The sequence below is a fragment of the Amylibacter marinus genome (genome assembly GCF_030160015.1).
Lineage (GTDB): Bacteria > Pseudomonadota > Alphaproteobacteria > Rhodobacterales > Rhodobacteraceae > Amylibacter > Amylibacter marinus.
In genome coordinates this window covers 14964-35356 of sequence record NZ_BSNN01000005.1, presented here as the reverse complement: position 1 = coordinate 35356, position 20393 = coordinate 14964, and the positions used below count along the sequence as shown (strand labels likewise).

Genomic DNA, 20393 nt, shown 5'->3' with positions numbered 1-20393 from the left:
CAAACCATGTATCGATTATCCCACGGCCCCCTGTTGGCGGCGCTAATCTTACCCAACATGCCTTGGGCGGATACCGCGCCTAATGTGATCCCGCGCACCGCCGATGAATCCGCGCGCATTGCCGCAGTCACCGCCCCCACATCCGATTTTTCTGCGCCTGAAAAATTTGAATCCAACCCCGCAGGCGCCGCCAGCGTGCCTGTGCGTAAAAATTCAGATGCCTTTTCTGACCCATCGGCCAATATCTCTTTCGCCGATCAGCTGAATTTTAGATTGGGCAACGCGCTGTTTCGCAAACTATGGGTATCCTCCCCCAGCTCTACCCTCGCCAGCGATGGCCTGGGCCCGCTTTATAATGCGCGCTCTTGCCAGCGGTGCCATTTGAAAGACGGGCGTGGCCACCCACCAGCAAACAATGACGATCGCGCGGTCTCCTTGGTGCTGGCCCTTGCGCGCCCTGACCCACATCCAGATACATCCGATATCACCGGCTATCTCGCCACCCTGCCCGATCCCACCTATGGCGCCCAGTTTCAGGATCTGGCCGCCCCGGGCCATGCCGCCGAGGGCCGCTTCGAGATCACCACCACCGATTATCCGATCACATTCGCTGATGGTACAGAAATCACCCTGCAACGCCCAGAATACCACCTGCACGATCTGGCCTATGGGCCAATGCACCCACAGACCATCGCCGCACCCCGCATCGCCCCACAGATGATCGGCCTAGGCCTGCTAGAGGCCATAGACCCCACGGATATCATCGCCCATGCCGATCCCGATGATGCCGACGGGGATGGCATCTCTGGGCGCGCAAATATGGTGTATTCTGGCGCCCTTGGCCAAACCGCATTGGGGCGCTTTGGTCTAAAGGCCACCTCCGCCAGCGTGCTGGATCAATCGGCGGCCGCATTTTCTAATGACATTGGCATTTCATCCCCCCTACACCCTGCAGGCCACGGCGATTGCACCCCAAACCAGCCCGCATGCCGCGCCGCACCCAATGGCAATACCCCCACGCATGACAATGCCGAAATATCCGCCGAGGCGCTGAGATTGGTCACATTTTATGCCCGCAACCTTGGGGTGCCCAAACGCCGCCGCGTAGATGCGCCCGAGGTGCTACAGGGCAAACAGATATTCTACGACAGCGGCTGTATCGCCTGTCATAGACCAAAATTCGTAACCCAGCGCCTGACCCACCTGCCCGAGCAGAGCTTTCAGCTGATCTGGCCCTATACGGATATGCTGTTACATGACATGGGGCCAGATCTGGCCGATGGTGTATCCGCCGCGCGCGCCACGGGACGCGAATGGCGCACGCCGCCCCTATGGGGCATAGGCCTAACCCAACAGGTCAGCGGCCACACGCGCTTTCTGCACGACGGGCGCGCGCGCAACCTGTTAGAGGCGATCCTATGGCACGGCGGCGAGGCCGAGACGGCCAAGCAACAGGTGCTACGGCTGTCAAAACCCCAACGCGATGCCCTGATCGCCTTTATCGAAAGCCTATGATGCAAAACCTTCTCGGGGGCCCGGTATCACCGATTACTGCGCCCCCTGCCCTATGGTTCAGCGGCTGGTTACTCGGCCACTGGCGCGCTGGGGTCTGGCTCGCGCGCCACAATCTCGGCCCATATGGCGGCCTCTAATTCTTTGGTATCAGAGCTAAGCTGCTGTAGCTGGGCCTGAATTTTAGACATCTCTGCGCGGTGATCAATCTGGGGCTGTTGTGGCACGGGGTCGGGCATGGCCTCTACCTGTGCGCTGAGCGCGCGCATCATATCCTGAAGTTCGATAAACGCGGCCAGATTGGTTTCCTGAAACCGTTCCAAATCTGCCTTCAGGGATTGATTGCTGGCATAGACCCCAGTTTGCAATGCGTTCACACGCGCGGCCACCGATTGCTTGTCCATCACAATTACATATTTTGCCACAACCAGCCCCACCACTGTAGATCCGATCAAGGTAATACAAAACCGCACCAAAAATGCGGTCATCCGTTGTTTGAAAAACATGCCCCAGCTCCTTGGCGATAGGCTAGCGCAGAAAATGCGCGGTGCCAATGATTCACTGTGATTTCTACGGGCTAAACCTGAAAGCGCAAGGCCCGCAGCTGGGAATAGTAGATCTGTGCGCATTCAAACAACATGCGGCTAAGGTGGGTATCAATATAGCGGGCCACGAAATCAGAAGGCGCGCGCACAACCAGCTCGCCCTCAGCATACCCAACAAATTCAAGCCGCGCGAACCACGCCTCGAAAATGGCGCTATCTTGGGCCCGTAGGGCCGCGCGCAGATCACGCCAGGGGGCGGTTTCCGGTGGGCCCTCTTCGGGGGCTGGGCCATCGGTGCCAAAGGCCACTTTGACCACTGTGGTCTCTGGCGCTTTGCTGGGCAACAGTGTGGCGGCGCGCTCCTCAAAATCGGGGCCAATGGCCGGCCAATGCGGGCGGCTGGTTTCCAGCAGATTATCAAAACACATCCCATAGGTGCTGACACGGCCGCGCGCGCCCTGACGTTTGACTGTGATCCATCCTAGGCTGCGCATCTTGGCCATCTCGCGTTTTACCGTGCGCGGATCCACAGACCATAGGCGGGCGATTTCCTTGTGCCCCATGGTCAGCTCGTCACTGCGCCAATTATAACGCGTAGTGATCAACGCCAACAAACGCATTACCAATTTCTGGCGCTGTTTTTCCTGCGCCAGACCATAGACCATCATTGCCGATAGAATATCATATTTTTTGACCGATGCCTGTTGGCCAACTGCTCTGCGAACCGCCATGCGATTATCCCTGCTGTGCTGGTGATCCAGCTTTGTTATCTTGGGATTATTATTTATATATTGATCTACCGAACGCCGCCAGCCTAGGGGGCCCCATGGGGGATATCCTGTTGCAATGGCGCGGTGCACAGATGCATCGGCCACTGGAGAAGCCCTAGAATGGTTGCCGAATGGTTTAGCCTTTGCGGCTTTGCCAACGCTTTTCCCAATTCTTCTTGTATTTGCGTCTAGTGGATTGATTCTGTCAAGAGAAATAGCACAGCCTCTCAATCTCTTTCCCCATTTCCCCCTCAAATATATCTAAAAGATAGGTATCAATGGTATAGGGGGACATACAGTACGTCCCCTATTGGCGGAAAAATGTCCCCTAATTGCGACCATGCGCCGCCAGGGCGTCCCCTAATATTTCCTGCGCTCGACCCGCCAAGCGATTGTTAAACCACAAAAGACTGCCGAATCGCCTCGGGGGCAAAAGACCGTGGTTTCAACCCCCTACCCTCGTTTTCCCCCCGCGGGGAGGCTTTCGCCACTATAGCTAACTTCATCTTTGCTTTTTTTGCAAATAAAGCGTATTTAGAAGAAAACGCAGAATTAACGTCCTACAGGAAACCATACTATGTTCACCCACGAAGATCTTAGCGCCCTTCAGGCCAATTCCCTAAAGATGCAAAGCTGGATCAGACAGCAAACATTTAGCCCAGAGATGACCAAGACCCTGCGCCGCTTTAGCAGCTGGGAGGTGGCAGAGCTGATCTTTCAAATCAACCAATCCACCTTTCGCGGGCGGCTGGCCGCCGATCCCTCCCTGCCCGCCGGCGAGGTCGAGGCAGATGGCCGCCAGCGCTGGTATAGCCTTGATGAAATCAACGAGCTGCGCCGCCGCATGAAGGTGAACCGCAAGAGCCTGATGCCCAAGCGCCCCGCGGGGAAGCGCGCGGTGCGCTGTGCCATTGCCAATTTTAAAGGTGGCGCGGGCAAATCAACCGTGGCGCTGCATTTCGCCCATGCCGCCGCGCTGGATGGCTATCGCGTCTTGGCGGTGGACTTTGATCCGCAGGCCACGCTGAGCCATTCTATGGGCCTAACGGATGTGGCCGAGGACCACACCGTCTGGGGCATCATGGCGCGGGATCTGGAACGCGAGACCAATCGCATGAATACTGCATCCCAAGGCGCCGAGAGCGGCACCGCCCTGCCCCAGCGCAAAATCCCCGCATCCATCACCGACATGGGGCTGGGCGATCTGCGGGTCAATGATTTCATCAAGCCCACCGCATGGCCCACCATCGATATCGTGCCCTCCTGCGCCAATGCCGCCTTTGTGGAATTTGCCTCGGCCCAGTACCGCCACATGAACCCAGAATGGTCTTTCTTTGCCGCCGTTAGCCGCTATCTGGATGCGATCCCCGATGATGCCTATGACCTGATCATCTTCGATTGCCCCCCCGCCATTGGATACCAATCCATGAACGCGGTCTTTGCGGCGGACGTACTTTATATCCCCTCAGGCCCGGGCTATTGGGAATATGACAGCACCACCAGCTTCATCGGGCAATTGGCCGAGGCACTAGAGGATCTGAGCCACGGGTTTTCCCACAGCTTCCCCGCAGGGAAGATCGCCCTGCCTAAGGTCTTTCAGGATATCCGCTTCCTTGTTACCCGCTACGAGCCGGGCAATGAATTGCACCGCGCGATGGTCGAGGCCTTTGGCAAGGTGTTTGGGGATAGACTAACAGACCACCCAATCGAGATGACCCGCGCCGTCGAGCAATCTGGCCGCTTCCTCAGCTCGGTTTACGAAATCGACTACCGTGAAATGACCCGCGATACATGGCGCCGCGCGCGCTCTAGCTTTGATCGCGCCTATACGGAATTCAGAACCACGTTCCAAGATGCATGGGACCAGTTGGAGGATGAGCAATGAGCAAGAAACGCCGCATGTTCGACATAGACATGCCAGATATGGCCGCCACGGAATCCCCCGCGGCCCCCGAGACAAAATCCGCCATGCCCGCACGCCGCGGCCCCATGGCCACCGCCATTAATGAAACCTCGGCCAGCCTGAAAGAGCGCGCGGCCATCGAGGCCGAGATCCGCGCCGAGAACGACGCCTTGGCACAGAATTTCGTGGCGCTGAAGAAGGCGGGTCTGGTGCTAGACCGCATCCCCGTGACGGATGTCGAAACCTACAAGCTGACCCGCGACCGTGCGGTGGGCAAGGATTACGAACTGGACGAGCTAAAGGCATCCATCGCCGAAATCGGCCTGTCAAACCCGATCCAGGTCGAGGCGCGCAGCGACGGGCGCTATGAATTGATCCAGGGCTTTCGTCGCCTTAGCGCCTACCGCGAGCTGTTGGAAGAGACCGGCGATAGCGCGCGTTTCGGCCATATCCCCGCGGGGATTGTGCAAGAGGGCGAAAGCATCGAGAGCCTGTATCGCAAAATGGTCGACGAGAATTTGGTGCGCAAGGATATCAGCTTTGCCGAGATGGCGGCACTGGCCATATCCTATGCGGCCGATCCCAACACCATTGGCGAGACGGCGGATAAATCTGTGGCGATCCTGTTCAAGGCGGCATCCTATCAAAAGCGCAGCTATATCCGCGGCTTTGTGAAGCTGTTGCAAGAGCTGGGATCGGATCTGGAATACCCGCAATATATTCCCCGCAGTTTAGGTCTGGGCCTACAGGCGCGTATGGACGAAGAGGCGGGCATTGCGGGCGCCATCAAGCGCGACCTAGCGCCGCTGGTCAACCGCAGCGTGGCAGACGAGCTGGCGGTGCTGCGCGCCTATGTGGGCGAGGTGGACGAAGAGGCACCCACACCCGAGACCAAGGCGCGCAAGGACAAAGGCCCGCGCCAAGCCAAGACCACCTTTCAAATCTCGCGCCCCGAGGGCACGGCGAAATGCACCGCATCATCGGGCAGATTAGAGGTGCGGCTGGCGCGGGATTTTTCCACCGTGGATCGCCTACGTCTAGAAGATGCGGTGCGCCGGCTGTTGGATCAGCTAGACTGATCCACCTGTCATAGCAAATGCAGAGCCTTCCCCGCGGGGAAGGTTTTTTTATGCCTGTTGTCTGGGTGCGGAGGTTTTGCGGGATCTTGTGGTGGGGCAGGGGGAAGCATAGGGTAATTCAGCGGGTCTTTTGGTGGTGCTGGTCGGTTGAAAACCTTCCCCGCGGGGAAGGTTTATGCCTTGAAATAGGTGGTTTTGTATAGTATAATATACATAAAGCGATATAAGGTATAGTATAGTAACATGAAGCAAGATCAAAAACTCCCCGCAGATATCCGCGATTCCCTTGCCAATCTAGGCGAGGATATTCGCCATGCCCGCCTGCGGCGCGAAATCCCTATGGATGTGCTGGCGCGTCTTGCGGGCACCACGCGTCTGACGCTGGGCAAGGTGGAGCGTGGCGCGCCCAATGTTTCTATTGGGATCTATGCGCAGGTTCTGTATCAATTGGGCCTGTTAGATGCGCTGGGTCATGTGGCGGATCCAGCCTATGATATCGAGGGGCGTAAGCTGGCCATCAAGCCCTTGCCGATGCGGGGTAGGGGGGCTAAAACAAGGTAAGATATTTAAACAAGGCATCTGGGGGCCAACATATTTATGCAACCAATTGAGAATCTGATCCCAATTGAAAAGCCAGAACGATTCCGAGATCTGGGCGCAGTGGATATCGACCGATTGGTCGCTATGGTCGGCAAGGTTTCCGAGGCGGTTTGGGCGCGCGAAAACGCCGAGAAGGAAAACAACTTTGCCTGTTTTCATCATACCGATCATTTGGTCTTTCGGTTCATTCATCGCAACGCGGATCATCGCTCGTCTTATGCGCGGCAATTATGGCCAGCGTGGCAGGGGCTGATCCAACCTGTTTTGGACAGTGTGATCAAACCCTATGGATTTGAAAAACCCGAATTCCCCAAGGTGATGTTGGCGCGGCTACAGGGTGGCTATGGCATCGATCCCCATACGGATGGCGCAGGGTCTAATCTGCATTGCCATAAAATCCATGTCCCACTTCAGACCAATGCGGGGGCGACCTTTCATGTGGATGGTGTGGATCGGCATTTGGAAAAGGGTCAGGCCTATGAGGTGAACAACATCAAATCCCACGGGGTTTGGAATGCGGGCGATGAGGCGCGCATTCATTTGATTTTCGAAGTATTTGAAGGCGCGCATGAGCGCGTGAAAGAGGGCGTATAAATGGACATTACCGAGACCACCTGTATCACCAAGAACGAGGCCGTATTGGCCACCGAGTTGGACGGCGAATTTGTGATGATGGATATCGAGAGCGGGGCCTATTACAGCCTTGCGGGGGTTTCTGCGGATATCTGGGAGATGCTAGAGCAAGGCCCCAAGACATTGGGCGAGCTTGAGGCCAAATTATTGGGGGCCTATGATATCGATGCAGAGAGCTGTCGGCGCGATGTCGTTGCCTTTATTGGGCAGATGGCGGATGCCGAGGTTGTTGCGCTGACATGAGCGAAGATATCTGCGGGGGTCACTGTTTGGTGACCGTATGCAACGAGGCATTTATGCCTGGTTGCCTGACGATGATTGCCAGTTTCCTAGAACACAATGCGTGGTATCAGGGCGATATTCTGGTGCTGGGCGATGATATCCTGCCGGCCTCTGTGAAGATGTTAGAGCGCCTGGACAAGCGCATAACGGTGCGGGGCCTGGATGACGAATATCGCGCGGCCTTAACCAAGGCCCAGATCGAGAACCCGCGGCGCAGGGTGATGTTTAGCGCGCTTCAGGCCTTTGGATTGTATGGGTATGATCGGGTGTTGTTCTGCGATAGCGATCTGCTGATTTGCGCTGACCTGCGTGATGTGTTTGCGCGCGAGGCTGATTTATTAGTGGCCCCTGATGGGCCGAATTTGCGCGGCAATGGCCGCAGTCGAACCACCTGTAATGAGGCACCAATAGATGCCCCCGAGGGGGTCTTGCGCGATACGTTTAATTCTGGGTTTGTGATGATTGGGTCTGCGCTGCGCACCCCTGAAACCTATGGGCGATTGTTGGATTTCCTATCGGATGATTTTTGGCAAGAGGGCGGTGTGCGCCTGCATGATCAGGCGGTTCTAAATATTGTGCTAGAGGGCCGCCAAGAGATGCTGGGGGTCGAGTACAATTTCCTGTTGGGCCATGTGGGGGATACACAGGCCAAATATCAGGGCGCGTTGTCGGATGTGAAGGTGTTTCATTTCAATTGCCTGCAAAAGCCGTGGGCCAAGGATTTTGATGCCGCCGGAGAAGCGGCAGTGATCTATGGTTACCGGGCATGGCGCGCGCATTATGTACGCACCCAAGAGGCGCTGGGGTATAAAAAATTCAATGGTGCCCAGCATTTGCGCCGCGAACTTATCAAAACCCATCTGTTTCTATTGTGCCCCAATAACAGCGGTTCGACGTTCCTGTCCAAGGCCATCGGCACCAGCCGTCATGTTTGGGATTTGTACCGCGAGGGCCAGCACATGCTGGGATTCAAGGGGCCAAATACCCGCGTGAACGGCCAGCTGATCTGGGCGGGCGAGGACGCAGGTTTTGCCGAGTACCGTGATGCCAGCAATTTTAATTGGCCCCACAACCAAAAGGTTTGGTATTTTCAGGCCACGGCCGACAGCATCGATGCCAGCGTGTTTTTTACCAAGGCCCCGCCCTTTATCGCCTATGCCCAAAGTCTTGATAGGCATTTTGATAATGCAAAATTCTTGATGATGATTCGCAACCCCTATGCCATGTATGAGGGCATCGTGCGCCGCCGTGCCGCCCTAGATCAGGGGCCGAATTATGTTCATAACCTACGTGTGGCCGCGATCCATGTGATGCGCTGTTTTGATCTGCAGCGCAAAAACCAAGCCCTGTTTAAGGACAAGAGCGTATTCTTTACCTACGAAGAGATGTGCGCCATGCCTGATCAAGTGGCCGCGCGCATTATGGATTTTGTACCAGAGCTGGATGATTTGGATTTGGATCAGACCCTGTTTATCAAGGGGCGCTATTCCGAGCGCCTGCGCAATATGAATGCGGATCAGATAGGTGCGCTAACGCCGCAACAGCTAGAGGTCGCAAATGAGGTCTTTGACCACGATCTGATTGCGCATTTCGGGTATCAATCAATTATGGCACCGGTTCGTGCATAGCGCGGCGATATCCGGCGCGCTGGTGTTTGGCGCAGGCGATGCACAGGGCGGCGATGGGCTGATGCTGGGGGGCTGTCGGCTGGTGACCAATCCCGCGCTGGTGGATATGGGGCAGGTTTTCACCCACCTGCACCGTGCCAAGGGCCAAGAGCTGTTGGTGGCCGTATTTGGTCGCATCTGCCATTGGCCTGATCTGTCTGATGCGGATTTACGCGGCGCCAATCAGGCGCAACTGGTGGCCCAGGCCTATGGCGAGGGCTTGGGGTTTTTGCCAGCACTGGCGGGGGATTTTGCCATTGTGATCTGGGATAATATTGCCCAGAGGTTGTTGCTGATTTCAGATCATCTGGGCACGCGGCCCCTGTTTTATCTGGATCAAGGAAATGCGGTGTATTTTGCCAGTGCTATCGCCGATTTGTTGCCCCATTGCGTGGATCGCGATTGCCTGTACACGCCCAAGGTATTGGATTTCCTACATGGGGCCAATACCAGCGATCCGCGCCGCGAAATAATTGATGAAATCCGATCATTGCATATGGGCGAATACGTTGAATTTCACGCAGGGCAGGGGGCTAAGGTCACCCCCTATTGGCACCCAAATGATGCGCCGGTTCAGCGCGGGAAATCTGATGCTGAGCTGATTTCAGAACTACAGGATCTGCTGCGCTTGTCGGTTCAGCAACGTGTGCCCCATGATATCCAATTGGCGCTGCATATTTCTGGTGGGTTAGACAGCTCTGCGGTGGCGGCCATTGCTGGGCCATATGCCAAACAGCAGGGGCTAAAACGGCCCATTGGGGTCTCTTGGCTGCCGGATGCGGATACCCCTGATCAGCGCGGGCCGGATCACGCATATTGCGCCCTAGCCGCCCAAACCTATGATGTGGATTTGAGCTGGGCGGGGATCAAGGCCTGTGACCAAGAGGCGTTTTTCGCGCTGGATCCCTGCGTTGGTAATTCGACCTCGACGCTGTTATTAGAAATTGGTGCTCAGCGCGCGCTAAAAGATGATGCGCCGCGGCTGGTTTTATCGGGATGGGGCGGAGATGAGGTGATATCTAACCCCGGGCGCAGCAAATGGCGCGGGCGTGTTCCCGGCTGGATGCGAAGCCTGCGCCATGCGCCAAGGGCGCTATTTTCGCGCCGATCAGAGCGGGGCAACAACAGCTTTTTGACCCCCTCATATTTGGCACAGTTTCGCGCCCAAGAGCAGGCCATGCCGGGGCTACGTGATGGCACGGCGCGGCGGCGTCAAATCCTGCGCCTGACCCTTGGCGGGATACAGGAACGCATGCGCAGCTGGTCTTCGTATTTTGCGGATCAAAGGGTGCAGTTTGCTTATCCGCTATTGGATCAGCGATTGGTGAGCTTTGTTTTGGGGTTGCCGCCACATTTGTTTACATCAGAAACCGGCCTGCGCCGCAATGTGATCCGTCTGGCGACCAGCGGGATACTGGTGGATAAATTGCGCCTGCGCAATGACAAGGAAGAGCCGGCGCGATTCGATGATTCGGCCCGTGCTGGGCGTGAAATTGCGCCAGAATTTCTGGCGCGTCTTGATGCGGGCGCGTTTGATCCCGCGCGCGCCGCATTTTTGGATATGGATCGCCTAAGGCAGGGTTTGAAAGATCAGGTAGCGGGGCAAAAGACCCAGTTCGGCAAGATCAGCAATGCCTTGGCTTTAATCCTGCAATCGCGCCCTTAGGAGGGGGTGTAGTTCGTAAGCTCTGGGGCTGGTCTGGTGCCGGGATAGACCGCTGCATCGGTCAGCTGTGGTACATTGCCGGTTTTCAGCTTTGGGGTTGACCATTGCTTTTTCTCGGCTTCGGTATTTTGGGGCTTCATGGGTGTTCCAATCTATGTAAATACAACCTAAACATGTAAATAGACCTGTGGTTGGGCCAAGGCAAGAAATATTTTTGCCCCGCCAGCAAAAGCAATTGAAACCCCGTGGGGAATGGGGGAAAATATCGCAAAAATTGGACAGCTATGAATACGTATCTTGCATTTGGTTTGGTGATTGCCTCGGAAATTGAAATCCCAGAATTTCAGATCGTAGAGGCGCGCACAGTGGATGTGACCATAGGCATTGGTGCGGTGCCAGAGCGGCTATCTGGTGCCACCCATGAGCGGGCCAATTGGCAGGCCAAGCGCGGCGCATTCCTAAGTATTTTTGAAGGTGTGGGCCGTTATTTGGTAGAGGATGGCGCGCGCATCACTGTGGCGCCAGAGGCTGGGGCTGGGGGGGATGATCTGCGGGTGATTTTGCTGAGCTCTGCGGTGGCGGCCTTGTTACAGATGCGCGGGTTTTTAACGCTGCATGCCAGTTCTGTGGCCACGCCAGCAGGGGCGGTGTTGATATCCGGCAAGTCGGGATACGGCAAATCCACCACCTTGGCGGGGTTTCGCAAGCGCGGGTATAAGATGCTGTCGGATGATATCACGGCGCTGAAGCTAGATGATCAGGGTGCCTTGGTTGCGGTGCCCGCCTTTGGGCGCAATCGCCTAACCGAAGCGGCGGCGCAACATTATGATGTGGCGCCGATGAATCGAGAATTGGTGCAGGCCAGCGTGCCCAAATACAATTTGCCGGTATCGGAATTGCACAGCGGGCCAATCAGGGTATCCAATCTATTTTTGTTGCAACTTGCGCAACAGGATGCGCCGCTGTCGATCGAAACACTGAGCGCCAAGGATGCAATGCCGTGGATATTGAAATTTACCTTTCGGTCAAATTTTCTAAAGGGTCTGGGGATGTTGTCTGCGCAATTCAGGCTGGGATCTGTTTTGACCAAACAGGCCAAGACCATGGTGATTTCGCGCCCGCGCGAGGGGAGCACGATCGACGAGGTTAATGAGCTGATCTACACAGAGCTGGGGCTATGATTCTACTGGCGTCATATCCCAAGTCAGGCAATACTTGGGTGCGTAGCATGTTAACGCATTACCTCTCCGATGCGGGGGATATGAATATCAACCAGCTGACGCTGAAGCAGCCGTTTATTCTGCGCGCGGATTTTGACGAGGCGGTCGGGGTGAATTCTGCGGATTTGAGCATGGGGGCCTTGGACAATTTACGCGCGGATTTTTGCCGCGACTATATTGCCGATAATAGTGATGAATTTGCCGCCAAGGTGCACGACATTCAGCGCATCGCCCCCAATGGCCGTGCGGTGTTTCCGTGTGATAGCGTGCGCGGTGTGGTGTATTTGATCCGCAACCCTTTGAATGTGGCGCCCAGTTTTGCCAATCATTTGGGATTTGAGATCAGGCGCACGATCAAGGTAATGAACCGGCCGCTGTTTCGTCTAAGCGGGCGCATAGAGTTTGGGCATCATCTGTTACCACAGCAGATTGGCACATGGAGCGAGAATGTGACCAGCTGGGTTGATCAGCGTGATATTCCTGTGACGGTGGTGCGCTACGAGGATTTGCTGGCTGATCCGGTGGGTAATTTCGCCCGCATTGTTGCCGCGCTTGGGCGGGATGTGGATGCGGATCGCATAGCACAGGCGGCAGAGTATTGCGCCTTTGATCGCCTACAACGCCAAGAGGCGGCGTCGGGTTTTAGCGAGATGAATTTTGCGAAGAACGGGTTTTTTGCCAAGGGCGCGGCGCGGGATTACCGCGCAGAGCTATCAGATGCAGAGATCGCACAGATAAATGCGGATCATGGCGCGGTTATGCGCCGTTTTGGATATGCGACCGATTAGGGGCCTTAGGAAGGGCGGTAGATACCACCTTCAAAGGTGGAGGTATATCCCCCAGCTTGTGTTACATCGCCAATTTTGGCGGAGCGCTGACGCTGTGCTTCGTGTAGTTCGGGTGCAATCCATTTTTTCTTGGTTGTCGTGTCTGGCATTTTGGGGTTCCTGAAGTTTGGTGTTTAGAATGATCATTTGGTCGAAAGAAATTTCGCCAAGTTCTGATCAGATTAGGATGGGTTGTAAAAGGTGCCCTCTGGTCTCTTGGGGTTTTCAAATAAGCCCGCATCAGTGTTTTCGGCTAGATCGTCGACGATCAGTTCTGGCGCGGTCCAGTCTTTTTTAGCTTGTTGTGTATCTTTGTGTGTCATGTTTATTTTCCTAGGGCGACCCATAGTAGGTGAATTTGGCTTTGTGTTTTAAATATCCGAGAGTCTGTCTGGTCAGGTGACGGTTGCGGCCTCTTAAAAAGATTAACAGATATTAACCAATTCAAGAATGATTTTCAATGCCTCATGCACCGAGCCCATCAGCACAGGTGCGCGCATTCTGGAACGGGGGTTTTTACCGACCCTGTGGCGAAAAATTCCAGCAGGCTTTCCACCATCAGATCGCACATGTAAATGTGGATCATAGCGCGGTTATGTGACCGATTAGGCGCTTTAGGATAGGCTGTAGATCATACCCTCACTACCCACTCCTGGCTCAGTGCCCGATTCTGTTACATCACCAATTTTCGCGGAGCGCTGGTGTTGCTCTTCGTAAAGGTTGGGCGCGGCCCATGCTTTTTTATGATCTTCGGTTTTTTTAGTCGATTGCATTTTGCGCTCCTTAATGTGTTGTGGCGATTTACCAAAATCTTTCGTTAATTTCAATGTAGCTTTTGGGTCGGTCAATCAGCACAGGTGCGCGCATTCTGGAACGGGGGTTTTTACCGATCCGGTGGCGAAAAATTCCAGCAGGTTTTCCACCATCAGATCCCCCATCGCAGTGCGGGTTTCATGGGTGGCGCTGGCGATATGGGAGGTTAGGATGGTATTGGGCAGGGCCGATAGGGCGTCGGGTATTTCTGGTTCGGCCGCGAACACATCCAGCGCGGCAAAGCCCAGACGCCCATCTGTCAGCGCCGCTATCAGCGCAGGCTGATCCACCACAGACCCGCGCGCCACATTTACAAAAATACCCTGTGGGCCGATGGCATTGATCACATCCGCATCCACCAGATGCTGGGTGGCCTGCCCCCCTGGTGTAATGGCGATTACGGCCCAGCAATCGCGGGCCATTTGGGTGAGATCATCATAGTATTTATACACCACGTCCCCGCGTTTGCGACGGTTGTGATAGACCACATCACAGTCAAACGCCGCCAGCTTTCGGGCGATTTCTAGCCCAATACGCCCCAGCCCGATAATGCCCACAGTTTTGCCCGTGATCGAGGTCGACAGGCCTAGATTGCCCGCGCTGGCCCATTGGCCGCTGCGGGCGTGGGTGTCTTCGGCAATCAAATTGCGGCTGGCGGCCAACAACAGCAACAGGGCGTGGTTGGCCACATCGATGTTCAGCACATCGGGGGTGTGGCTGATTTGAATGCCGCGCGCCACCGCAGGCGCGCAATCAATTGCGTCATAGCCTACGCCATAACAGGATATGACCTGTAGGTTTGGGAAGGCATTCATGTATTTTGCCGAGATCCCAGAATGGCCATTGGTGGCCACGGCGGTGATTTTATCGCCCATTTCCGCCAAGAAGCCATCGATATCATCGATGTCGCGGCGGCTGTGCAGGGTGAAATGCTGGTTAAACGCCTGAATCATCCGCTTGGTTGCGCCGCCGATCAGGAACAGATGCGGTTTTGTCATGTGCTATGTGTCCATTGTTACGCGTTGGGTCTGGGTGCCTAGGCCCTGGATCGACAGGCTCATTTCATCGCCCACGGCCAGATATTGGGGGGGGGTCATGCCCATGCCTACGCCCGGTGGCGTGCCTGTGGAAATCACATCGCCCGGGTGCAATGTCATCAGCTGTGAGAGGTGGGCGATGATTTCAGCCACGCTAAAGATCATGGTGCTGGTATTGCCGGTTTGGCGGCGGGTGCCATTGATATCTAGGTGCATGCTGAGGTTTTGCACATCGTCGATCTCGTCTGCGGTGACCATCCACGGGCCAGTCGGCGCGAAGGTATCGCAGGATTTCCCCTTGGTCCATTGACCGGTTAGCTGGGTTTGGAAGTGGCGTTCTGAGACATCATTGATCACACAGTATCCGGCCACATAATCCAAGGCCTCTTCTGTGGATACATATTTAGCCGCCGTGCCGATCACCACGCCCAGCTCTACCTCCCAATCGGTATGGGTGGATCCGCGCGGCATCGAGACATCATCGTTTGGGCCGCTGATGGCCGATGTGGCCTTGTGAAAGAGGATCGGGTGTTTGGGGATTTCGGCGCCTGTTTCGGCGGCGTGATCGGAATAGTTTAGCCCGATGCAGGGCATTTTGCCGATATTACCCACACAGGGCCCAAGGCGCGGGTTGCCGCTGATCAGGGGCAGGGTGGCGGGATCAAGGGCGGCCAGTTCTGCCAATTTATCGCGGGCAAGGGCTGCGCCATTTACATCGGATATGTGATCCGACAGGTCGCGGATATGGCCATCGTCATCCAGTAGCCCGGGTCTTTCTGCGCCAGCGGCGCCATAGCGAAGCAATTTCATCGGATGTCCTTAGTGGTTGTGGCGTGGGGTGAATTTGGCGGCGATGTTTTGATAGTTTTGCGCATCTTGCAACAGCATTCCATCAGATAGCGGGCCGCTGAGGGCGCGGAAATATTGTTGCCATGGGGTTTGGCTATCGGGAATCGGATAGCCGCCATCGCGCACCAGTTTTTCGAACCGCGCCTCGATTTCGGTATCCGGGATTTGTAACAGCACCTCGCCTGTGTTCAGATCAATGCGAATGGGATCGCCGTTTTGGATGATGGCCAGCGGCCCGCCAGCGGCGGCCTCGGGGGATGCATTTAGGATCGAGGGCGAGCCGGATGTGCCCGATTGGCGGCCATCGCCGATACAGGGCAGGGCGTCTATGCCCGCCTTTAGCAGGTAATTTGGCGGGCGCATGTTCACCACCTCGGCAGCGCCGGGATAGCCCAACGGGCCTGTGCCGCGCATGAACAGGATCGAGTTTTCGGTGATGTTTAGTGCAGGGTCATCGATGCTGTGGTGGAAGTGTTCTGGCCCGTCAAAGACAATGGCCGTGCCCTGTAGCGCATTGGGGTCATCGGGGTTTTCTAGGTAGCGGGCGCGAAAATCCGCAGAGATCACGCTGGATTTCATAATTGCGCTGTCAAAAACATTGCCTGTCATATGGATGAATCCCGCCTTTTGTTGCAGGGGATTATCCAGCGGGCGGATCACATCCGTATTGGTGATTTTGGTGTTGGCACAGTTTTCCCCGATGCTGGCGCCATTAACCGTGGCCGCATCTGGGTGGGGCAAGAGATCATGGGCCATCATTTCATTGATCACGGCAGGGACGCCGCCCGCGTGGTGGTAATCCTCGCCCAGGTATTCGCCTGCGGGCTGTAGGTTAACCAACAGCGGGATGTCATAGCCGATGTCCTGCCAATCTTGGTTATTCAGCTCTAGTCCCAGATGGGCGGCGATGGCATTTAGGTGGATGGGGGCATTGGTTGATCCGCCAATTGCGCTGTTAACGGCGATGGCGTTTTCAAAGGATTTGCGGGTCATGATATCGCTGGGTTTCAGATCCTGCCAGACCATATCAACAATGCGTTTGCCGGTGGCATAGGCCATTTGTCCGCGCTCGCGGTAGGGGGCGGGTATTGCGGCAGAGCCGGGCAATTGCATCCCCAGCGCCTCGGCCAGCGAATTCATGGTGCTGGCGGTGCCCATGGTGTTGCAAAACCCTGTGCTGGGGGCCGAGGATGCGATCAGGTCGATCAGTTCGCTCTCGTCGATTTCGCCGCGCGCCAGCATTTCGCGTGCCGTCCAGACGATGGTGCCTGATCCCGTGCGTTTGCCATTGAACCAGCCGTTCAGCATGGGCCCTACAGAGAAGGCGATGGCGGGGATATTCACCGTGGCCGCCGCCATCAAAAGGGCGGGGGTGGTTTTATCACAGCCAATATTCAGAACCACGCCATCGATGGGATAGCCAAAGAGGCTCTCGACCAGTGACAGATAGGCCAGATTGCGATCCAGCGTGGCGGTGGGGCGCTTGCCGGTTTCTTGGATTGGGTGCACGGGGATTTCCATCACCGTGCCACCGGCGGAAATAATACCATCGCGCAGGCGTTTTGACAGCTCTAGGTGGTGGCGGTTACAGGGAGACAGGTCAGATCCGGTCTGGGCAATGGCGATGATGGGTTTTTTCATGCCCAGCTCTTCGCGGGTTAGGCCGTAATTCATGTAGCGTTCTAGGTACATGGCCGTAAGCTCGGATTCCTCTGGGTTATTAAACCATTGGCGCGAGCGCAGGTCGGATGGCTTTTTCTTCTGTGTCATTGGGGGCTCTTGGGTTGGGTATCTAAGGAGTGGGGGCCGCGCAGGCCGATCATGCTGCTTTCCACATGTTGTTTGAGCATGGCACAACAGGCATCGGCATCGCCGGATAGCGCGGTATCCACGATCTGGCTGTGTTCTGTGATATTGCCGGCGCGATAGCCGAAATTACCGTGGATGTTATTGATCACCAGCAATTGGCGAAAGCGGTCGAAGAAATCCACATGGGTGGATTTTAACAGGCTGTTGGGGCTAAGGGATACCAGTGTCATGTGAAATTCACGTTCGGCGGCAGTCCATATGCCAACATGTTCGCGGGCGGATTTTTCTGTCTGCATGGCGGTTTCTATATGGGCCAGCTTGTGTTGGGCGGCCGTCAGGCGGGCCTCCCATTCTAGGGTGCTATGGGCGATAGAATGGCGCGCGCCGGCCTGTTCCAGCATGATGCGCATTTGGGCCAGTTCTATCATTTTTTCGGGGTTAGGGTTGGGGGTGTGAAACCCGCGTTGGTCGATAAAATTTAGGAACCCATCGCATGACAGGCGAAACAACACCTCTCGCATGGTAGAGGCCGAGCAATCATAGGGCGCGCGCAGCTCGTCGGGCTTCATCCGAAACCCGCCGGGGAATTCTGCGGTGATCAGGCGATTGCGCAGATTTTCATAGATGCTGTGCGAGGGCATGGTGGTGGCGGGCATGGGGGCGGGGGTCCGATCGCGTGGTTTAAATATTGTGATATAGGGTGAATCACAAAATAAAAAGGTATTTTCATTATTTTACCACGGAGGGGACACCGCCCCAAAGACCATAGGGTGTTCGCGCCAGTGTGCCATATGGACAGGGTAGCGCGCTAGCCTAGCACAGGATCGACGAAGATGAAGTTATCTGTGCTGAGGTCGGCCATATTTGCGCCGACCAGATAGAGCGTATCGCCCGTGGTGCCGCCTAGGCTGGCCAGATCGATTTGCACGGCCCAGCCTTGGTCAGACAGGGCCAGTTGCAGATCATCCCAATTGCCGTTTTCATAGTGGCGCAGCTTCACCAGATCATGGTCGCTCTCGAAATCATGGATATAGTCTGTGCCAGAATCTGCGGAAAACACGAAGGTATCGGTGGTAGCATCGGCGCCGTAGTCGCCCCCCCACATGTGATCTGTGCCCTTGCCCCCCGTTAGGGTATCTGCGCCTGCGCCGCCAATCAGGTGGTCGTTGTCCTGACCCCCGCCCAGATTATCCGCGCCATCCCCGCCAAATAGGCTATCCTCGCCCTTGTTCCCGCGCAATTTATCCGCGCCGCTGCGCCCATAGAGGGTGTCGTCGCCTTTGCGCCCCTTGATCGTATCGTCAAAACGGGTGCCGTAGAGTTCCTCGCTGTTATTGGTGCCGTTTTTCAGATCATGTGAGATGAAATCGCCGGTTAGGGCATCATTACGGGTGTCAGAGCTTTCCAGCTCGTAGATGCGGATATAATCGATGCTGTAGGGGTCTGTGTAATCTGTGCTGGCATCGGTATCGCCGCCAAACCCACCAACGGCCAGCGACAAGAGGATCTGCATTTCCTGATCCAGTGTCACCGAGGCCTCGCGGATCAGGGTGCCATCATAGAACCATTGCAGGGTATCCTCGGTCCATAGCAGGCCATAGGTATGAAAACCTGCGCCTGCATCGGTGTTTTGGGTGTAATCTGCATCGGGGGTCATGGTGCCGCCCTGATCTTGCCAATAGTTGGTGTGGATGGTGCCCGCCTCTGCGCCCCTGATTTCAAAGATATCAATTTCTGATGTCCATTCGCCGCTGGTGGGCAGCAACCAGAGGCTGCTCCAGAACCCTGTTTGTGCCGGGATATCAGCGCGCATTTCTATATAGCCATAGGTAAAGCCAAAGCTCATTTCGCTGGTTAGAATTGCCGAGGAATATTCAGCGCCATTTGCCAGCGCGGATTGGGCGGGGGTCAGCGGGGTGGCGGTGATTTGGGCAGTGCCGTTATTGAATGCGATAGGGTTTTCGAAATCCGTCATGTCGGGATCGACATAGTATTGTAGCTCGCCATTTGCGGCGATATTGCGGGCGTCATCTTGGTGTGGGCGATAGGATGTGGCCCAAATATCGCCATCTCCGATTCCATCCCAGATGCGGGCCGTGTCGAAATCATCCTGAAAGGTCAGGACGTAGGTTTGGTCATTGAGGGTAAGGGTCATGCGAGACTCCGCGCTGTGTTGTTTTGGTTAACACAGTTAGCAAAATTCTCGCTATGGTGGTGAAATATTGGTTAATTGGTTAACGCGCGGGCAGCATGAATGGTGCCCGCGGTTGGTTAAGAGACCCGGTATACGGGAGTTTCAATACCATCGACGGTTCGGCCGGAATCTGTTTCACGGGCGATTTTGTCGCATTTTAGCTTTGGTTCTGTCCACTGTTTTTTCTGTTGGATATCTGGTGATGTGTTTTCTAGCGGGTTAGACACAGACATTGGAATTCCTATTGTTCAGTCATTGGTTGTTCACTGAGCAATGGCTAACATATTGAGGACGCTGGTCGCAATGTCGAAAATTTCAAAATATCCCCGCGGGATTATGAGACGGCGCTGCGTTTCATTGCATACACTTGCATTGCGAGCCCTGACAATAGCCATGGCCGATTTTTAAAATAAGTGGTGCCCGAGAGTGAAAAAATCTGTGTCTAAGAGGGTTGGTAGAGGCCAAGTTCAACTTTATAGTATTTCGGGCCGGCATCCGTTTCATCGGCAATTTCGTCGCGCGATAGCTTTGGTTCTGTCCATTGTTTTTTCAGCGGCTCGGAGGTTTGACGGATGGTTTGTTTCATTTGGTATTCCAATTTTCGGGTTGATAGCCCTGGATAGTGGCCATGAGGTATGCGAAACTAACTTGTCTATTGGTTAATATGAGGGCGAGGGGCTGTTCTTAGGACGGCCGATAGACCACATCCTCTCGGCCGAAAAAAATAGGAGCACCCGAATGGGTTTCCTTGTCAATCAGATCCGCCTCTAGGGTGGGGGTGATCCACTGTTTTTTCTTTGGTTCTTTGGATTCCATTAGTATCTCACGATTTAAGACTGCTGTTGGCAACAGAGTAAATTAGGACAGTTCATAAGTAAAGGGGGGCGTCAGGTGCAATCGGGGCCGTTGTTTACAGAGCGGGGGGTTGGGATAATTTCAAATTATCTATAATTTCGCGCAACGCTTGATGCAGAGGGGGCAAGGCCT

General features: G+C 55.4%; 24 protein-coding genes. 10 read left to right on the top strand and 14 right to left on the bottom strand.

The genetic code is table 11. From position 1 onward, the window contains the following. Positions 1 to 6: 6 nt before the first annotated feature. On the top strand, positions 7 to 1515 hold the full coding sequence (locus QQL62_RS10620) for a di-heme oxidoreductase family protein (RefSeq protein ID WP_431355765.1): 1509 nt from the start codon (positions 7 to 9) through the stop codon (positions 1513 to 1515). Between the two features lie 68 nt (positions 1516 to 1583). Here QQL62_RS10620 and QQL62_RS10615 read toward each other — a convergent pair whose 3' ends face one another. Further along, positions 1584 to 2018, bottom strand: coding sequence for a hypothetical protein (locus QQL62_RS10615; RefSeq protein WP_284378815.1), 435 nt, complete (start codon positions 2016 to 2018; stop codon positions 1584 to 1586). A gap of 71 nt (positions 2019 to 2089) precedes the next feature. Then, complete coding sequence (locus tag QQL62_RS10610) at positions 2090 to 2788, bottom strand: DnaA N-terminal domain-containing protein (RefSeq protein WP_284378813.1); 699 nt, start codon at positions 2786 to 2788, stop codon at positions 2090 to 2092. A gap of 616 nt (positions 2789 to 3404) precedes the next feature. On the opposite strand from QQL62_RS10610, the gene QQL62_RS10605 reads away from it, so the two are divergent. The 7 genes from QQL62_RS10605 (at position 3405) to QQL62_RS10575 (ending at position 10657) form a co-directional block, all read left to right on the top strand. Next, the gene (locus QQL62_RS10605) at positions 3405 to 4712 is read left to right on the top strand and encodes an AAA family ATPase (RefSeq protein WP_284378809.1); all 1308 of its coding nucleotides are present in this window, start codon (positions 3405 to 3407) and stop codon (positions 4710 to 4712) included. Then, a complete protein-coding gene (locus tag QQL62_RS10600) occupies positions 4709 to 5809 on the top strand; it encodes a ParB/RepB/Spo0J family partition protein (RefSeq protein WP_284378807.1) in 1101 nt (366 codons plus the stop codon). The genes QQL62_RS10605 and QQL62_RS10600 overlap by 4 nt, the downstream gene beginning before the upstream one ends. A 243-nt stretch (positions 5810 to 6052) precedes the next feature. Beyond that, positions 6053 to 6370, top strand: coding sequence for a hypothetical protein (locus QQL62_RS10595; protein WP_284378805.1), 318 nt, complete (start codon positions 6053 to 6055; stop codon positions 6368 to 6370). A 36-nt stretch (positions 6371 to 6406) separates the two neighbouring features. After that, complete coding sequence (locus QQL62_RS10590; RefSeq protein WP_284378802.1) at positions 6407 to 7003, top strand: aspartyl/asparaginyl beta-hydroxylase domain-containing protein; 597 nt, start codon at positions 6407 to 6409, stop codon at positions 7001 to 7003. Beyond that, positions 7004 to 7285 (top strand): PqqD family peptide modification chaperone, encoded by a 282-nt coding sequence (locus QQL62_RS10585; RefSeq protein ID WP_284378800.1) that lies wholly within the window; start codon positions 7004 to 7006, stop codon positions 7283 to 7285. It begins immediately after the preceding gene. Then, on the top strand, positions 7282 to 8952 hold the full coding sequence (locus QQL62_RS10580; RefSeq protein WP_284378797.1) for a glycosyltransferase: 1671 nt from the start codon (positions 7282 to 7284) through the stop codon (positions 8950 to 8952). Before QQL62_RS10585 ends, QQL62_RS10580 begins: the two co-directional genes overlap by 4 nt. Continuing rightward, a complete protein-coding gene (locus tag QQL62_RS10575) occupies positions 8945 to 10657 on the top strand; it encodes an asparagine synthase-related protein (protein WP_284378796.1) in 1713 nt (570 codons plus the stop codon). The genes QQL62_RS10580 and QQL62_RS10575 overlap by 8 nt, the downstream gene beginning before the upstream one ends. Here QQL62_RS10575 and QQL62_RS10570 read toward each other — a convergent pair. Beyond that, the gene (locus QQL62_RS10570; protein WP_284378795.1) at positions 10654 to 10797 is read right to left on the bottom strand and encodes a hypothetical protein; all 144 of its coding nucleotides are present in this window, start codon (positions 10795 to 10797) and stop codon (positions 10654 to 10656) included. The genes QQL62_RS10575 and QQL62_RS10570 overlap by 4 nt on opposite strands. Positions 10798 to 10941: 144 nt before the next feature. Between QQL62_RS10570 and QQL62_RS10565 the strand changes: the two genes are divergently transcribed. Together QQL62_RS10565 and QQL62_RS10560 are read left to right on the top strand one after the other, a co-directional pair. After that, positions 10942 to 11838 (top strand): hypothetical protein, encoded by an 897-nt coding sequence (locus QQL62_RS10565; protein WP_284378794.1) that lies wholly within the window; start codon positions 10942 to 10944, stop codon positions 11836 to 11838. After that, a complete protein-coding gene (locus QQL62_RS10560; RefSeq protein WP_284378793.1) occupies positions 11835 to 12665 on the top strand; it encodes a sulfotransferase domain-containing protein in 831 nt (276 codons plus the stop codon). Before QQL62_RS10565 ends, QQL62_RS10560 begins: the two co-directional genes overlap by 4 nt. Positions 12666 to 12670: 5 nt before the next feature. Here the strand turns inward: QQL62_RS10560 and QQL62_RS10555 are convergent, their stop codons facing one another. The 11 genes from QQL62_RS10555 to QQL62_RS10505 all read right to left on the bottom strand — a co-directional run bounded on the left by QQL62_RS10555 (position 12671) and on the right by QQL62_RS10505 (position 20222). Continuing rightward, positions 12671 to 12814: a hypothetical protein gene (locus tag QQL62_RS10555; protein WP_284378792.1), complete on the bottom strand. Its 144-nt coding sequence runs from the start codon at positions 12812 to 12814 to the stop codon at positions 12671 to 12673. A 72-nt stretch (positions 12815 to 12886) separates the two neighbouring features. After that, positions 12887 to 13027, bottom strand: a complete 141-nt coding sequence (locus tag QQL62_RS10550) for a hypothetical protein (protein ID WP_284378791.1) — start codon at positions 13025 to 13027, stop codon at positions 12887 to 12889. A 291-nt stretch (positions 13028 to 13318) separates the two neighbouring features. Next, positions 13319 to 13477 (bottom strand): hypothetical protein, encoded by a 159-nt coding sequence (locus QQL62_RS10545; protein WP_284378790.1) that lies wholly within the window; start codon positions 13475 to 13477, stop codon positions 13319 to 13321. Positions 13478 to 13552: 75 nt separating this feature from the next. Next, complete coding sequence (locus tag QQL62_RS10540; RefSeq protein ID WP_284378789.1) at positions 13553 to 14515, bottom strand: 2-hydroxyacid dehydrogenase; 963 nt, start codon at positions 14513 to 14515, stop codon at positions 13553 to 13555. A 3-nt stretch (positions 14516 to 14518) separates the two neighbouring features. Beyond that, entirely contained in the window at positions 14519 to 15364 is an 846-nt protein-coding gene (locus tag QQL62_RS10535) for a fumarylacetoacetate hydrolase family protein (RefSeq protein ID WP_284378788.1), read from the bottom strand. A 9-nt stretch (positions 15365 to 15373) separates the two neighbouring features. Then, entirely contained in the window at positions 15374 to 17173 is a 1800-nt protein-coding gene (locus QQL62_RS10530) for an IlvD/Edd family dehydratase (RefSeq protein WP_284378787.1), read from the bottom strand. Continuing rightward, complete coding sequence (locus QQL62_RS10525; protein ID WP_284378786.1) at positions 17170 to 17868, bottom strand: GntR family transcriptional regulator; 699 nt, start codon at positions 17866 to 17868, stop codon at positions 17170 to 17172. The genes QQL62_RS10530 and QQL62_RS10525 overlap by 4 nt, the downstream gene beginning before the upstream one ends. Positions 17869 to 18020: 152 nt before the next feature. Then, positions 18021 to 19367, bottom strand: coding sequence for a family 16 glycosylhydrolase (locus QQL62_RS10520; RefSeq protein ID WP_284378785.1), 1347 nt, complete (start codon positions 19365 to 19367; stop codon positions 18021 to 18023). Positions 19368 to 19483: 116 nt separating this feature from the next. Continuing rightward, complete coding sequence (locus tag QQL62_RS10515) at positions 19484 to 19639, bottom strand: hypothetical protein (RefSeq protein WP_284378783.1); 156 nt, start codon at positions 19637 to 19639, stop codon at positions 19484 to 19486. A 209-nt stretch (positions 19640 to 19848) separates the two neighbouring features. Next, complete coding sequence (locus QQL62_RS10510) at positions 19849 to 19992, bottom strand: hypothetical protein (RefSeq protein WP_284378781.1); 144 nt, start codon at positions 19990 to 19992, stop codon at positions 19849 to 19851. A 98-nt stretch (positions 19993 to 20090) separates the two neighbouring features. Further along, complete coding sequence (locus QQL62_RS10505) at positions 20091 to 20222, bottom strand: hypothetical protein (RefSeq protein WP_284378778.1); 132 nt, start codon at positions 20220 to 20222, stop codon at positions 20091 to 20093. Positions 20223 to 20393: the final 171 nt, after the last annotated feature.

Bases quoted from the DNA above. Each gene is read 5' to 3' on its own strand.
- QQL62_RS10620 (WP_431355765.1), top strand. From the start codon at position 7: ATGTATCGATTATCCCACGGCCCCCTGTTGGCGGCGCTAATCTTACCC.
- QQL62_RS10615 (WP_284378815.1), bottom strand. From the start codon at position 2,018: ATGTTTTTCAAACAACGGATGACCGCATTTTTGGTGCGGTTTTGTATT.
- QQL62_RS10610 (WP_284378813.1), bottom strand. From the start codon at position 2,788: ATGGCGGTTCGCAGAGCAGTTGGCCAACAGGCATCGGTCAAAAAATAT.
- QQL62_RS10605 (WP_284378809.1), top strand. From the start codon at position 3,405: ATGTTCACCCACGAAGATCTTAGCGCCCTTCAGGCCAATTCCCTAAAG.
- QQL62_RS10600 (WP_284378807.1), top strand. From the start codon at position 4,709: ATGAGCAAGAAACGCCGCATGTTCGACATAGACATGCCAGATATGGCC.
- QQL62_RS10595 (WP_284378805.1), top strand. From the start codon at position 6,053: ATGAAGCAAGATCAAAAACTCCCCGCAGATATCCGCGATTCCCTTGCC.
- QQL62_RS10590 (WP_284378802.1), top strand. From the start codon at position 6,407: ATGCAACCAATTGAGAATCTGATCCCAATTGAAAAGCCAGAACGATTC.
- QQL62_RS10585 (WP_284378800.1), top strand. From the start codon at position 7,004: ATGGACATTACCGAGACCACCTGTATCACCAAGAACGAGGCCGTATTG.
- QQL62_RS10580 (WP_284378797.1), top strand. From the start codon at position 7,282: ATGAGCGAAGATATCTGCGGGGGTCACTGTTTGGTGACCGTATGCAAC.
- QQL62_RS10570 (WP_284378795.1), bottom strand. From the start codon at position 10,797: ATGAAGCCCCAAAATACCGAAGCCGAGAAAAAGCAATGGTCAACCCCA.
- QQL62_RS10565 (WP_284378794.1), top strand. From the start codon at position 10,942: ATGAATACGTATCTTGCATTTGGTTTGGTGATTGCCTCGGAAATTGAA.
- QQL62_RS10560 (WP_284378793.1), top strand. From the start codon at position 11,835: ATGATTCTACTGGCGTCATATCCCAAGTCAGGCAATACTTGGGTGCGT.
- QQL62_RS10555 (WP_284378792.1), bottom strand. From the start codon at position 12,814: ATGCCAGACACGACAACCAAGAAAAAATGGATTGCACCCGAACTACAC.
- QQL62_RS10550 (WP_284378791.1), bottom strand. From the start codon at position 13,027: ATGACACACAAAGATACACAACAAGCTAAAAAAGACTGGACCGCGCCA.
- QQL62_RS10545 (WP_284378790.1), bottom strand. From the start codon at position 13,477: ATGCAATCGACTAAAAAAACCGAAGATCATAAAAAAGCATGGGCCGCG.
- QQL62_RS10540 (WP_284378789.1), bottom strand. From the start codon at position 14,515: ATGACAAAACCGCATCTGTTCCTGATCGGCGGCGCAACCAAGCGGATG.
- QQL62_RS10535 (WP_284378788.1), bottom strand. From the start codon at position 15,364: ATGAAATTGCTTCGCTATGGCGCCGCTGGCGCAGAAAGACCCGGGCTA.
- QQL62_RS10530 (WP_284378787.1), bottom strand. From the start codon at position 17,173: ATGACACAGAAGAAAAAGCCATCCGACCTGCGCTCGCGCCAATGGTTT.
- QQL62_RS10525 (WP_284378786.1), bottom strand. From the start codon at position 17,868: ATGCCCGCCACCACCATGCCCTCGCACAGCATCTATGAAAATCTGCGC.
- QQL62_RS10520 (WP_284378785.1), bottom strand. From the start codon at position 19,367: ATGACCCTTACCCTCAATGACCAAACCTACGTCCTGACCTTTCAGGAT.
- QQL62_RS10515 (WP_284378783.1), bottom strand. From the start codon at position 19,639: ATGTCTGTGTCTAACCCGCTAGAAAACACATCACCAGATATCCAACAG.
- QQL62_RS10510 (WP_284378781.1), bottom strand. From the start codon at position 19,992: ATGAAACAAACCATCCGTCAAACCTCCGAGCCGCTGAAAAAACAATGG.
- QQL62_RS10505 (WP_284378778.1), bottom strand. From the start codon at position 20,222: ATGGAATCCAAAGAACCAAAGAAAAAACAGTGGATCACCCCCACCCTA.